Origin of the sequence: Ramlibacter montanisoli (assembly GCF_013087525.1) — a bacterium.
Taxonomy (GTDB): Bacteria; Pseudomonadota; Gammaproteobacteria; order Burkholderiales; family Burkholderiaceae_C; genus Ramlibacter; species Ramlibacter montanisoli.
Genome location: NZ_JABFCS010000002.1, coordinates 115,231 through 128,856 on the forward strand (window position 1 = coordinate 115,231; position 13,626 = coordinate 128,856).

At 71.4% G+C, this 13,626-nt stretch carries 10 protein-coding genes and 1 pseudogene; 8 read left to right on the top strand and 3 right to left on the bottom strand.

Annotated features, from left to right (window positions below; translation table 11 throughout):
• Positions 1 to 73 precede the first annotated feature (73 nt).
• On the top strand, positions 74 to 1,543 hold the full coding sequence (gene xdhA, locus HK415_RS22800) for a xanthine dehydrogenase small subunit (RefSeq protein WP_171563824.1): 1,470 nt from the start codon (positions 74 to 76) through the stop codon (positions 1,541 to 1,543).
• The gene (gene xdhB / locus HK415_RS22805; protein WP_171563689.1) at positions 1,540 to 3,846 is read left to right on the top strand and encodes a xanthine dehydrogenase molybdopterin binding subunit; all 2,307 of its coding nucleotides are present in this window, start codon (positions 1,540 to 1,542) and stop codon (positions 3,844 to 3,846) included. Before xdhA ends, xdhB begins: the two co-directional genes overlap by 4 nt.
• Positions 3,847 to 3,929: 83 nt before the next feature.
• On the opposite strand, the gene HK415_RS22810 is transcribed toward xdhB, so the two are convergent.
• Positions 3,930 to 6,092, bottom strand: a complete 2,163-nt coding sequence (locus HK415_RS22810; protein ID WP_171563690.1) for an alpha/beta hydrolase — start codon at positions 6,090 to 6,092, stop codon at positions 3,930 to 3,932.
• Positions 6,092 to 6,784 (bottom strand): TetR/AcrR family transcriptional regulator, encoded by a 693-nt coding sequence (locus tag HK415_RS22815; protein WP_171563691.1) that lies wholly within the window; start codon positions 6,782 to 6,784, stop codon positions 6,092 to 6,094. Before HK415_RS22815 ends, HK415_RS22810 begins: the two co-directional genes overlap by 1 nt.
• A gap of 589 nt (positions 6,785 to 7,373) precedes the next feature.
• On the opposite strand from HK415_RS22815, the pseudogene HK415_RS27370 reads away from it, so the two are divergent.
• The 6 genes and pseudogenes from HK415_RS27370 to HK415_RS22830 all read left to right on the top strand — a co-directional run.
• A pseudogene (locus HK415_RS27370) lies at positions 7,374 to 9,659 on the top strand (DUF2339 domain-containing protein); the annotation flags it as partial.
• Positions 9,660 to 9,774: 115 nt separating this feature from the next.
• Positions 9,775 to 11,178 (top strand): DUF3999 family protein, encoded by a 1,404-nt coding sequence (locus HK415_RS27375; RefSeq protein ID WP_373684673.1) that lies wholly within the window; start codon positions 9,775 to 9,777, stop codon positions 11,176 to 11,178.
• Between the two features lie 89 nt (positions 11,179 to 11,267).
• Positions 11,268 to 12,074 (top strand): dioxygenase family protein, encoded by an 807-nt coding sequence (locus tag HK415_RS27380; protein ID WP_253262399.1) that lies wholly within the window; start codon positions 11,268 to 11,270, stop codon positions 12,072 to 12,074.
• Positions 12,071 to 12,511 (top strand): alpha/beta hydrolase family protein, encoded by a 441-nt coding sequence (locus HK415_RS22825; RefSeq protein WP_216370080.1) that lies wholly within the window; start codon positions 12,071 to 12,073, stop codon positions 12,509 to 12,511. The genes HK415_RS27380 and HK415_RS22825 overlap by 4 nt, the downstream gene beginning before the upstream one ends.
• Positions 12,508 to 12,690 carry an alpha/beta hydrolase family protein gene (locus HK415_RS24140; protein ID WP_216370081.1) on the top strand — a complete coding sequence of 61 codons (183 nt, stop codon included), beginning with the start codon at positions 12,508 to 12,510 and terminating at the stop codon, positions 12,688 to 12,690. The genes HK415_RS22825 and HK415_RS24140 overlap by 4 nt, the downstream gene beginning before the upstream one ends.
• The gene (locus HK415_RS22830; RefSeq protein ID WP_171563693.1) at positions 12,687 to 13,163 is read left to right on the top strand and encodes an acetate and sugar kinases/Hsc70/actin family protein; all 477 of its coding nucleotides are present in this window, start codon (positions 12,687 to 12,689) and stop codon (positions 13,161 to 13,163) included. The genes HK415_RS24140 and HK415_RS22830 overlap by 4 nt, the downstream gene beginning before the upstream one ends.
• Here HK415_RS22830 and HK415_RS22835 read toward each other — a convergent pair.
• The gene (locus tag HK415_RS22835) at positions 13,112 to 13,564 is read right to left on the bottom strand and encodes a hypothetical protein (RefSeq protein WP_171563694.1); all 453 of its coding nucleotides are present in this window, start codon (positions 13,562 to 13,564) and stop codon (positions 13,112 to 13,114) included. The two genes, HK415_RS22830 and HK415_RS22835, sit on opposite strands and share 52 nt — an antisense overlap.
• Between the last annotated feature and the right edge of the window lie 62 nt (positions 13,565 to 13,626).

Consider the following 13,626-nt stretch of genomic DNA (forward strand, 5'->3'; position numbering starts at 1 on the left):
GCCCATATGCGAGGCCTCCGGGTTCCCCCTAAGCTCGCAAAGCACTGCCACGGAATTGACCCATACTGAACGCATGGAAGCGAAGACGATCCGACTGGTCCGGCGCGGCGAACTCGTCAGCTTGGCCAATGTACCACCCGACCGCACGCTGCTGGAGGTCCTGCGCGAGGACCTGGGCGCCACCGGCACCAAGGAAGGCTGCGGCGAAGGCGACTGCGGTGCCTGCACGGTCGTGGTGGCCGAGCCGCACGAAGGCAGCCTGCGCTACCAGGCGATCAACAGCTGCATCCGCCTGGCCCACTCGGTCGACGGCATGGCGCTGTGGACCGTGGAAGACCTGGTCGCCGACGACGGCAGCCTGCACCCCGCGCAGGAAGCGATGGTGCAGGCGCACGGCTCGCAGTGCGGCTTCTGCACGCCCGGCTTCGTCATGAGCCTGTTCGGCATGTACCAGAACCACGTGTGCAAGGGCGGCACGATCACGCGCGAACTGGCGCAGGAAGAGCTGTCGGGCAACCTCTGCCGTTGCACGGGCTACCGGCCCATCCTCGACGCGGCCGCGCAGATGGCGAAGCTGCCGCGGGTGGCGGTGGACGAAGCGGCGATCCTCGCGCAGCTGGACCAGCTGGCCGCGAAGCGCGGACAGGTCCCGGCATCCGGCACCTACCTCGATCCGCGCAGCCTGCCCGAACTGCTGCAGCTGCGCGCGCTGCACCCCGGGGCGCAGCTGGTCGCCGGCTGCACCGACGTCGGCCTGTGGATCACCAAGCTGCACCAGCAGTACCGGCAGGTGCTGGACGTGACGCGGGTCGAGGAACTGCGGCGCGTCGAGCACTACGACAACCACATCGCGATCGGCGCCGCCGCCAGCCTCACGGACGCCTTCGAGGCGCTGGTGGCGCAGCGGCCGCAGCTCAAGACCTTCGCCAACCGCTTCGCCGGGCTGCCGGTGCGCAACTCCGGCACGCTCGGCGGCAACGTGGCGAACGGCTCGCCCATCGGCGACTCGATGCCGCTGCTGATCGCGCTCGGTGCGCACGTCGTGCTGCTGTCGGTGCGCGGCCACCGCGAGCTGCCGCTGGAGGCCTTCTACACGGGCTACCGAAAGAACGTGCTCGCGCCGGATGAAGTGGTGGCGTGGATCAAGGTGCCGCGGCCACAGCCGGGCGAGCTGCTGCGCGCGTACAAGATCTCCAAGCGCTACGACGACGACATCTCCGCGGTGTGCCTGGTGGTCGCCATGCACCTGCGCGACGGCGTGGTCGCGCAGGTGGGCATAGGCGCCGGCGGCGTGGCCGCCACGCCGGCGCGCGCGCTGCAAACCGAGGCCGTGCTGCGCGGACAGCCCTGGACGCTGGAGACGGCGCAGAAGGCGACGGCTGCCTTGCGTTCGGAGTTCCAGCCGATCAGCGACATGCGCGCCTCCTCGTCCTACCGCTCCGAGGTGCTGGGCAACCTGATGCAGCGCTTCTGGCTGGAAAGCCAGGGGCACGAACAGATCAACCTGGAGAGCTTCCGGCTGGTGGAAGCCGCGACGCCATGAACGCGCCCGAGAAGTTCCTCGCGGGCAGCAAGGCGCAGCCCGCCGTCGGCAGCCCGCGCATCCACGACAGCGCGCGCGCCCACGTGGCCGGCAGTGCGGTCTACATCGACGACATCCCCGAGGTGAAGGGCACGCTGCACGCGGCGCCCATCCTGTCGAACGTCGCGCGCGGCAAGCTGCTGGGCGTGGACCCGCGTGCGGCGCTGCAGATGGAAGGCGTCAAGGGCGTGGTGCTCGCGCAGGACATCCCGGGCGATCCCATCCTGGCCACCTTCGTGCACGACGAGCCCATCTTCGCGCGCGACACCGTGGAATACCTCGGCCAGGTGGTCGGCGTGGTGGTGGCGGAGACCGTGATGCAGGCCCGCCGCGCAGCCCGCAAGGTGCAGCTGCGCATCGAGGCGCTGCCCGCGATCGTCGACGTGCGCGAAGCCGTGCAGGCGCAGAGCTTCGTGCTGCCGCCGGTGACGGTGCGCCGCGGCGACCCGGAACAGGGCATCGCGCAGGCGCCGCACCGACTGGCGGGCTCGCTGGACATCGGCGGCCAGGAGCACTTCTACCTGGAAGGCCAGGTCGGCTACGCGCTGCCGCTGGAGCAGGACAACTGGTGGATCTACTCCAGCACGCAGCACCCCGGCGAGGTGCAGCACTGGGTCGCGCATGCGCTGGGCCTGGAGAACCACGCGGTCAACGTCGAATGCCGGCGCATGGGCGGCGGCTTCGGCGGCAAGGAAACGCAGGCCGGCCACATCGCGGTCTGGGCGGCGCTGGCTGCGCACAAGTTCAAGCGGCCGGTGAAGCTGCGCCTGGACCGTGACGACGACTTCATGGTCACCGGCAAGCGCCATCCCTTCGCCTACGACTACGAGGTTGGCTTCGACGACGACGGGCGCGTCCTGGGACTGAAGCTGATGCTGGCCGCCAACTGCGGCTTCAGCGCCGACCTGAGCGGCCCGGTCGCGGACCGCGCCGTCTTCCACGTCGACAACGCCTACTTCCTGTCCGACGTGGAGATCGTCTCCTACCGCTGCAGGACCAACGTGCAGAGCCACACCGCCTTCCGCGGCTTCGGCGGCCCGCAGGGCATGATCGTCATGGAGGCGATCCTCGGCGACATCGGCCGTGCGTTGGGCAAGGACGCGCTGGACGTGCGCAAGGCCAACCTGTACGGCGTGACGGAACGCAACGTCACGCACTACCAGATGACGGTGGAGGACAACATCCTCGAGCCGCTGATCGCGCGGCTGGAGCAGAACGCGCGCTACCGCGCACGCCGCGAGGAGATCGCGCGCTGGAATGCACAGAGCCCGGTGATCAAGCGCGGCCTGGCGCTCACGCCGGTGAAGTTCGGCATCTCCTTCACCGCCACCTTCTTCAACCAGGCCGGCGCGCTGGTCCACGTTTACGGCGACGGCAGCGTGCAGGTGAACCACGGCGGCACCGAGATGGGCCAGGGCCTGCACACCAAGGTGCTGCAGCTGGTGGCCGACGAACTGGGCGTGCCCTGCGAGAAGGTGCGCGTCAGCGCCACCGACACCAGCAAGGTGCCCAACGCCAGCGCGACCGCCGCATCGAGCGGCACCGACCTCAACGGCCGTGCCGCCCAGTTCGCCGCGCGCCAGGTGCGCCAGCGCCTGGCCGAATACGTCGCCGAGAAGCAGCACTGCAAGCCGGAGCAGGTGATCTTCGCGCACGGTCAGGTGAGCGGTCCCGACGCCGTGATGACCTGGGAGCAGCTGGTCGACGACGCCTACCACTCGCGCGTGCAGCTGTGGAGCGACGGCTTCTACAAGACGCCCAAGATCCACTACGACAAGAAGACGCTGACCGGCCGGCCCTTCTACTACTTCTCCTACGGCGCGGCCTGCACCGAGGTGGCGATCGACACGCTCACCGGCGAGAACCGGGTGCTGAAAGTGGACATCCTCCATGACGTCGGCACCTCGATCAACCCGGCGATCGACCTCGGCCAGATCGAGGGCGGCTTCATCCAGGGCATGGGCTGGCTCACCACCGAACAGCTGGTGTGGAACGACAAGGGCTACCTCGCCACGCACGCGCCGAGCACGTACAAGATCCCGGCGACCGGCGACGTGCCGGAGCATTTCCGGATCGAGCTCTGGCCCGAGCCGAACCGCGAGGACAACGTCGGCGGCAGCAAGGCCGTCGGCGAGCCTCCCTTCATGCTGGCGATCAGCGTGTGGGAGGCGCTGCGCGACGCGGCGGCGTCCGCGCGCGCGGACGGGAAGGTGCGGATGGATGCGCCGGCGACGGCGGAGAATGTGCTGCGCGCGCTGAAGTGACTTGCTCCCTCCCCCTCCGGGGGAGGGTTGGGGTGGGGGCGCCCCTCCCAGCCTCGCCCCAAAGGGGGGAGGGGCGAATTCCGTCAGCCCGCCGCCCAGTGCCGGTTCTCCATCACCGCCAGGATCTCCTTCGCCGCGCGCTCCGCCCCATCGGTCTCCACCGGCTTGTAGCGCACCGGCGCAGCCATCGTCTCCAGTGCCTTGTCCGCCAGCTCCCGCACCGACAGCTCGCGGAACTTCACGGCGCAGTCCGCGCAGTAGTTGTGCAGGCGCTTGCGCACGTGGATGCACTGCTCGAAGTGCCGTTCCAGCGGGAAGCTGAGGAAGGGGCGGCGCGTGGCCACCAGTTCCATGCAGGTGCTCAGCCCGCCTTGCACCAGCGCGAGGTCGGAACACGCCAGGTGCTCGAACAGGTTGTGCACGTAGGGCAGCACGTCCAGCCCCTCGTGCTGCGGGAAGGCCTCGCGCGGCAGGCGCGGCCCGGCCACCAGCACCATGCGCAGCGAAGGCTCGGCGCGCTTCATCAGCGGGAAGGTCTCGGCAATGCGATGCAGCAGCGGCGCGCCCACCGCGGTGCCGCCGACGGCCGCGATCACCAGCTTCTCGTCGCGGCGGTAGCCGTGGCGCGCGCGCAGCGCATCGGTGTCGGCCAGTGACTTCGGGTCGAAGGGCAGCGCATAGCCGGTGAAGGCGTAGTTGCGCCGCGTCCATTCCCGGATGACGGGCAGGCCCGGGCCGAAAGGCACTTCCGGCGTGTCCTCCACGTTGCCCACGAAGATCGCGCGGTCGCGGATCCAGGGATAGCGCGCCACGTGCTCGATGTCGTCGGCATTGCGGTCGGCGCACAGGAAGGCCTCGCGCTCGTTGCCCTCCTCCATCGGCAGGCAGCCGACGAAGTCGGTGAGGAACACGAAGGGCTGGCGCTTGAGCTCCGGGTTCTCGTGGTAGTGGTAGTCCACCTCCCAGGCCTCGTCGCCGATCACGATGTCGTAGTGCTCCTGCTGCAGCAGCTCGGCGAACACCATGAAGTTGCGCGCCATCACCTCGTCCATCGTGCGCAGCGCGAAGAAGGCCTGCAGGTCGTGCTCGCCCGCCATGCGCTCGAAGTGCCGGCTCTCGTTGGCCAGGCGCGCGGTGATCGGGTGCACGCGCTCGCCCTCGCGCTCCAGGTAGGCCGATGCCGGCGGCACCGTGAACCAGTCCACCTCCAGGTCCGGCTGCTGCGCCCGCATCGCGCGCGCGATGGCGAGGTCGCGCTGCACGTGCCCGAGGCCGATCGCGCTGGAGACGAACAGCGCCTTGCGCTTGCGCGCCATCGCGCGCACCCAGGTGGACCGCGGCGGCTGCAGGCCGGTGAACTCGCGCACCATGCGGCAGAAGGCGACCGGATCGCGCGCGGGCAGCAGGTGCCCGCCCTCGCCCACCGTGACGAGCCGCGCGCCGGTGATCAGCTTCGCCGCCGTCTCGCCCTGGCTGTAGGGAACGCGGCCGTCCTTGTCGCCGTGGATCACGAGCGTCGGCACGCGCAGCGCCTGCGCCTGCGGCCGCATGTCGTTCCCCAGCCAACCGGCCAGACCCATCGCCACGTGCGCACCCTGGGCCGCCCAGCCATCGCGCACCGCGTCCTCGTAGGGCTTGGTGGAGTGCGGCTCGCTGAAGCAGACGGTGAAGAACTCGTCGAGGTAGGCCGGCCAGTCCGCCCGCATGCGCGCCAGGTTCTGCTGCACCGCCTCGACCATCTTCGGATGGTCCATGCGCCTTTCGATCCAGCCGCCCACCAGCATCAGGTGCGACACGCGCTGCGGCTGTTCGTGCGCCAGCCGGATCGCGGTCATGGCCGTGGCGGAGATGCCGACCACGGCCGCGCGATCGACTTCCAGGCGATCCAGCACCGCCACGAAATCGGCGTAGTAATGGTCGAAGGAATACTGGTCCTGCGTGTCGGGCCGGTCCGAACGCCCGTTGCCGCGCAGGTCCATCACCACCACGCGGTAGTGCTGCGAGAGCCAGGGCAGCACGCCCCGCAGCATGTGCGAGTTCGCGATCTGGAAGATCGGCGCGAAAGCCAGCCAGGGGCCTTCGTCGCCGTGTTGCGCGTACCAGGACTGCACGCCACCGCGTTCGACGAAGCCCTCGCGGCGCGGCGTGACCGTTTCGTAGGGATAGGGCTCGGGCAGCGTGCCCGGCTCGGGCAGCGCGCCGACGGTGCGCAGCAGCCTGGGCGGGATGGGTCGGTGTGCGTCCATCACTTCCTCCTGCGACTGGATTCCCTGCGTGCGGCGGTGCCGCGCTCCACGTGGCGCAGCAGGGTCGCGACGGCCTGCAGCGCCTCGCGCTGGTGGCCCTCTTCCTCCGGGATGTCCAGCGCCATGCTGGCCTCCATCCCCATCCAGAACCAGCCGATCCACGCCGAGATCGCGCGCGCCGACACCGGCAGCTTCAGCCCGGACGCGCGGATGAATTCCGCAACCTCTTCCTCGATCAGCCGATGCCACGCCAGCATGCGCGGCGTGAACTCGCGGCGCAACTCGGGGTCGTGGAAGCTCGCGCCCATCAGCTCCATCAGCAGCTTGACGAAGCCGGAGCGCAGGTCGTCATCGTAGAAGTCGCAGGCCTGCCGCCACTTGTCCGATGCAGTGGCCGACGCGTCGTACATGCGGCCCTGCCGCTCCAGCAGCCGGTTGTTCGCCTCGTCCAGCACGGCCAGCACCAGCTGCTGCTTGCCGTGGAAGTGGTAGCCGATCAGGGCGTGGTTGACCCCCGCGTCGGCCGCGATCTCGCGCACGTTCAGGTTCGCGTAGCCGCCTTCGACCAGGCGCCGCCGGGCCGCTTCCAGGATCAGCGCACGGGTGCTGGCCCCGTCGGCGCGCGGCGCCTTCCCGGGCGCATGCGGGCCGCGCCGGGCGGTTGGCCGACCTTGAACAGGTGATTTATCCATCTGTTCAATCTAGAAGAGGGGCTGTGCCGTGTCAAGGGCGGGCGACCGCCGGCAGCGATTTCCTATACTGCGCCAAAAAGCCCGCGAGGAAAGGGCATGGCCACGGCGCAGCCGCAAGGCCTTCACACGACGGGGGAATCGCCATGATCTTCTGGGGAATCGCCTGGGGCGCCGTGCTCGGCTACCTGTGGCCGGCTCGTTTCCTGGGCAACGACGGCCAGGTGCTGCTGGGGGCGGTGCTGGGCGCCATCGCCGGCTGGACCTTGCGCAGCGCCTTGCGCGCGGAGATCGCGCGGCAGCGGGCAGCAGCGCCTGCGACGGCGCCAGCTTCCGCCCCACCCGTGCCGCGGGCGGCCGCTCCCGTGGCGATTCCGCCGGAACCCCCGCGGCCCGTGGAACCGGGACCGGTCGCGGTGGCCGCCTCGCAGGCGGCGCCGCCGGCCTTCGAGGACACTGCGCCGGGCCTTCCCCTGCGCCCGCGCCGGCACCCCGGCCGGCTGCTCCGCAGAGGCCCGACTTCGTCACCAGCGCCGTGCGCTCCGCGCGCGACTGGCTGCTGGGTGGCAACACCGTCGTGCGCATCGGCGTCGTGCTGCTCTTCATCGGCCTGGCCTTCCTCGCCAAGTACGCGGTGGAGAACGCGCTGGTGCCGCCCGAGCTGCGCCTGGCCGCCATCGGCGCCGCCGGCATCGCGCTGTTCGTCTTCGGCTTCCGCATGCGCAGCCGCGAGGGCCGGCAGGGCTATTCGCTCACGCTGCAGGGCGCGGGCATCGCGGTGCTGTACCTCACCGTGTTCGCCGCCTTCCGCCTGTACCAGTTCCTGCCGGCGGGCGCCGCCTTCGCCGCGCTCGGGCTGGTCTGCCTGTTCTCCACCGTCATCGCGCTGGCGCTGAACGCGCAGGTGCTGGCCTTCATCGGCTTTGCCGGCGGCTTCGCGGCGCCGGTGCTGGTGTCCACCGGCCAGGGCAACCACGTCGCGCTCTTCAGCTATTACGTGCTGCTGGGCGTGGCGATCGCCCTGATCGCGTGGCGCAAGGCCTGGCGCCCGCTGAACCTGCTCGGCTTCTTCTCCACCTTCGGCGTGGCGACGCTCTGGGGCGTGCTGAAGTACCGGCCGGAACAGTTCGAGAGCACCGAGCCCTTCCTGGTCGCCTTCTTTGCGATCTACCTGCTGGCCAGCCTGTTCTACGCACTGCGGCACGGCCACGGCGCGCGCAAGGCAGTCGATGCCACGCTGGTCTTCGGCACGCCGATCGTGGCCTTCGGCCTGCAGGCGGCGCTGGTGCGCGACATTCCCTACGCCGCCGCCTTCTCTTCGCTGGCACTGGGCGGCGTGTACGTCGCGCTGGGGTGGTGGACGCTGCGCCGCAGCCGCGGCGACGCGCAGGTCAATCGCTGGCTGTCGGAGTGCTTCGCCGCGCTGGCATTCGGCTTCCTCACGCTGGCCGTGCCGCTGGCGCTGGACGGCCGCTGGACCTCCGCGGTCTGGGCGGTCGAAGGTGCGGGCGTGTACTGGATGGGACGGCGCCAGGGCCGCTGGCTGGCGCGGGCCTTCGGCCTCGCGCTGCAGGGCTTCGCCGCGCTGCTGTTCCTCGATCGCTCGGTCGGCGCCGCCACCGCGGGCTGGCCCTTCGCCAATCCCACCTTCCTCGGTGCCGCGATGCTGGCCGGGGCGGCGCTGGCCATCGCCTGGTGGTCGCGCGACCCGCTGGCCGAGGACCTGCCCAGCGCGCCGGCGCGTGCCTTCGCGCGGATCGAGGACGCGCTCTCGCCCGTGCTGTTCTGGATCGGCTTCCTGTGGTGGATGGCCGCGCTGGGCCACGAGATCGGCCGCTACACGGTCGATCCGCAGGGCAGCTACATGGCGGTGTTCAGCCGCGCGCAGCAGCAGATGCTGCACATGGCCGCCTGGGTGCTGAGCGCCTTCGCGCTGCATCGCCTGGCGCTGCCGCAGCGCAACCCGCCGTGGACGGTGGCGGGCTCGCCGGCCTGGCTGGCGATGCCGGTGATGCTGTACATCGCGCTGTGGGGCATGGCCAGCGAGAACCACGTGTTCCAGGGCTTCGGCTGGCTGGTGTGGCCGCTGGCGATCGCGCTGCACCTCATCATGCTGCGCCGGCTCGATGCGGGCGCGCCGCAGCGCTGGTGGCCCTGGGTGCACGCGGGTGGCGTGTGGCTGCTGGTGCTGCTGGCCGGCAACCTGCTGGTGTTCGCGATCGGCAAGGCGCAGCTGTGGCGCACGGCCTGGGCCACGGTGATCCTGCTGGCGGCGGGCAGCCTCGTGCTGCTGGCGCTGGTGCTGGCGTGCGAACGGGCCCTGCAGCAGGGTCGCGGCACGCGCTGGCCGCTGGACCGCTTCGTGCGCGCCTATGCCTGGCGCGCGGCAACGCCGCTGGCGATCGCGCTGGCGGCGGGCGCGCTGCTGGTGGGCGTGTATTCCAGCGGCGAGGCACGTCCCCTGCCCTACGTGCCGCTGCTGAACCCGACCGACCTGGCCGTCGCGCTGGCGCTGTCGGTCTGCGCGCTGTGGCTGCAACGGCTGCGCGCGAGCGCGCTGGAACTGCCGCGCGACGTGCGCGGCCCGGTGCCGCTCGCGGTGCTGGCCGGCATCGCCTTCGTGGCGATCAACACGGTGTGGCTGCGCGTGGCACACCACTACGCCGGCGTCGCCTGGGACGCGCACAGCCTGTTCGCGTCCTTCGTGGTGCAGGCCGGCTACTCGATCCTGTGGACGCTGATCGCGCTGGTGCTGATGGTCGCGGCGCACCGCCGCGCGCGGCGCGCGCCCTGGATGCTGGGTGCGGGACTGCTGGCGCTCACGGTGCTCAAGCTGTTCGTGATCGACCTGTCCAACCGCGGCGGCTCGGAACGCATCGTGGTGTTCATCGCGGTGGGCCTGCTGATGCTGGTGGTGGGCTGGTTCGCGCCGCTGCCGCCGGCGCAGCGCGGGCGCGAGGTGGCGCCGGACAGCGAACGCAGGGGGCCGCATGATGGTCATCGTTCGATTCGTGGCCGCGGCAGTCCTGCTCGTGGCTCCCCATGCGCAGGCCGCGGACGTCGAGCCGGCGACCTTCGCCTGGCGCGGCACGCTGGACACCGCCGGCCAGAGCGGCCTGGTGCGCGCGACGGTGCCGGCCGATGCGCTGGCCCGGTTGCAGTCGCGCGATGCCGCCGACCTGCGCGTGTTCGACGGGCAGGGCCGCCCGGTCGCGTTCGCGCTGTCCCAGCCGCCCAGGCCGGCGGAGCAGCAGCGCCAGGAGACCGCGGCCTTCCGCGCGCTGCCGCTGCATGCCGCGCAGGCCGGCGCGAAACTGCCCAGGGGCGTGACGCAACTGCGCATAGCCGAGAGCGGCGAGCGCCGCTCGCTCTGGGTGCAGATGGGACAGGACGGACCGCAGGGCGCCGCGCCGGGCTCGCAAAGGCTGCCGGCCGCGCTGTTCGACACGCGCCAGCAGAAGGATCCGGTCAGCGGCTTCCTCGTGCGCGCGCGCATCCCCGCCAACGTGCCGGTGCGCTTCACTCTGTCCACCAGCGCGGACCTCGCGAGCTGGACGGCCGTGCCGGTGCAGGGACGCATCTTCCGCTTCGAAGGCGATGGCGCGCCTGCCAACGACCGCCTGGAATTGCAGGCGCCGCTGCGGCTGGAAGACCGCTACCTGCGCATCGACTGGAGCGGCCACGAAGGGGTCGCCGTCGATGCCGTCGTCGGCCTGCTCAAGGCCGCACAGCCGGAAGCCGCATACCCCGCGCTGGCCCTGCCCGCGCCGGTGGCCGACGGGCCTTCCGCGCTGGAGTGGCAACTCGGTTTCGCCACGCCGATCGCGCGGCTCGACCTGGGCACGGCGCGCGAGAACACCATCGTCCCGGTGCGCGTGCTCGGTCGCAACCAGCCCTCGGAGCCCTGGCGCTGGCTGGGGAGCACGCTGGTCTATCGCCTCGGCGCCGCCGGCCAGGAGAGCACCAACATGCCGGCGGTGCTGGCGCGGCCCTCGGTGCGCTGGCTGCGCGTCGAAGCCAGCCACGGCGCGCGGCTGGAGGGCCTCCCGCTCACTGCCCGCGTGCTGTTCGAGCCGGTGGAGGTGGTGTTCCCCGCCGGCAGCGCCACGCCCTACCAGCTGGCGGCCGGCCGCAGCGCCACGCCGTCCGCGGCGCTGCCGCTGGGCATGCTGGCCGCGACGACGACGACCCGGGTGGACGCCCTCCCGCTGGTGAAGGTCGGCGCGGTGCAGGCGCCGCGCGATCCCGCAGGCGCGGCCTGGGACGCCTGGCTGCCCCGCGGCGTCGACGGCAAGACGGCGGCGCTGTGGCTGGTGCTGGGCGCCGGCGTGCTGCTGCTGGGCGGTGTGGCCTGGGCGCTGTTGCGCCAGCTGAATGCGAAGGAAGCGCAAGGCTGAGCCTGGCTGGGGGATTGTCTCGGGGACTGGAACAGTATGTCGCCGCGCGACGGCTTTATCCCGGGCGGCGCAACACCTACAGTCAGTGCATGAACCGCACTCCTGTCCTCTTCGTCTCCCACGGCGCCCCCACTTTCGCCCTCGAGCCGGGCCGGCTCGGCCCGCGCCTGACGGCCGTGGGCGCACACGTCGCGAAGCCGCGGGCGGTGCTCGTGGTGTCGCCGCACTGGATGACGCGCGGCGTGCGCGTGGCAACCACGGGCGCGCCCGAGACGGTGCACGACTTCGGCGGCTTCGACCGCGCGCTGTACCGCATCCGGTACCCCGCTCCCGGCCACCCCGAGCTGGCGGCACGCACGGTCGAAGTGCTGCGCGCGGCCGGCTGGCCCGCCGAAGCCGATGCCTCGCAGGGCCTCGACCACGGCGCGTGGGTGCCGATCCGCTTCCTCTATCCCGATGCCGACGTGCCCGTGTTCCAGGTCTCGCTGCCGTCCACGCTGACGGCGCAGCAGGCCTACGCGCTGGGGCAGGCGGTGCAGCCCCTGCGTGACGAGGGCGTGCTGATCGTCGGCTCCGGATCGCTCACGCACAACCTCTACGAGTTCCGCATGGCGGGCGCCGGCGAGGAGGCGGAGTACGCACGCGAGTTCGCCGCGTGGGTGCGGCAGGCGGTGGAAGCGCGCGACGACGCGCGCCTGGTGGACACGCTGCGCATCGCGCCGCACGCGCAGCGCGCGCACCCCACGGCCGAACACTTCCTGCCGCTGCTGGTCGCCGCCGGTGCGGCGTCCGCCGACGAACCCGTGGAGACGCTGGAAGGCGGCATCACCTACGGCGTGCTGTCCATGGACTCCTACCTGTTCGGCACGCGCACCGCCGGCGCGGAGGCACGATGAGCGAAGCCATCGTGCTGCAGTCGCCGCCGGCGGCCGCCAGCCTGTTCCTCCTGTTCCACGGCGTGGGCTCCACGCCGCAGGACCTGGCGCCGCTGGGCGCGCGGCTCGCGCTGGAGTTCCCGGACGCGGCGGTCGCCAGCATCGCGGCGCCCGATCGCTCCGACCTCGGCGCGGGCCTGCAATGGTTCTCCGTCCTCGGCGTGACCGAGGAGAACCGTCCGCAGCGCGTGGCCGCCACCCTGCCCCGCTTCCTCGCCACCGTGCAGCATTGGCAGCAGCGCACCGGCGTCGCCGCGAGCGCGACCACGCTGGTCGGCTTCTCGCAAGGCGCGATCCTGTCGCTGTCCGCGGCCCATGCGAGCCAGCCGCCGGCCGCGCGCGTCGTGTCCCTGTCCGGCCGCTATCCGAGCTGCCGCAACAGGCGCCCACCGGCGTGATCGTGCACTTCATCCACGGCGACGCCGACCCGGTGATCCCGGTGGCGCACGCGCACAACGCGGCGCGCGCGCTCGACGCCCTGCGCGCGAGGGTCACCCTCGACGTCGTGCCCCGGCTCGGCCACGGCATCAACCCCACGGCCACGGACCTGCTGCTGCAAAGGCTGCGCGCGCCGTGATCACGCTCGAACTCGGCGAACGCTCCGCGCTGTTCCGCGACGACGGCCGGCCGGTCGCTGCACCCCTGCCCCTGGGACCCACCCTGCTGCGGGCACGCTGGCTGCGCCACGATCCGCCGCAGCCGCAGGAACTGGAGGCCGCGATCGAGGCGGTGGAAGACCTGGTGATGCCGCTGCACGGACGCTGGGCCGCGACGGACACCTTGCAGGTGAGGGCCGACGATGCCGCGCTGCAAGGCATTGCCGCACTGGGCCAGTCCTTCACGCGCGACCAGCTGGAAGAACTGTTCAACCGCTCGGCGGCGATCGTGCTGGGGCGTCCGGCCAGCAACGACCCGGCGCTGGCGCAGCCAGGCGTGATCGCGGGGTTGCTGATCCTGCGCGAGGTGATGCACCACCTCGGCTTCACGCAGCTGCGGCTTCAGCCGATGGTGATGACGCGCGCGTTGGGGAACTGCGCGAACGGGTCGTAGCCGCGCAGGCCTTCGCGCAAGGTCGCTTCGTGGTGCTGCGCGATGCGCAGGCGCTGCCGCGGCTCGGCGCGCCACATCGCATCCACCACGGCCTCATCGAAACGCAGCAGGACGGGCGCGGCGTACGGGTACTTCGCGTGCGGGTCGTCCATGATCGACCAGGAGATGACGACGCTGCCGCTGGGGGTCTGCGCGGCCAGCGAATGCGGCGGGAACAGATGCCGGTACGTCTGCCAGAACGCCGAGCGCACGTTGTCCAGCGAACCGACGCTCAGCGAGGGCGGCTGCGTGCTGTCGGGACCAGGTTCGGCGACGTCGTACTTGCCGGCGCTGCGCTGCGTGGTCCACACGGAAGTCTTCCCCGGCCTGTCGGGGGCATGGGTGGGGACCTTGGTTTCCATGGACAAACTCCGGCACAGGCGCGAATCCTAGGAGCCACTCCGTCCGTGCGATGTAGGACATA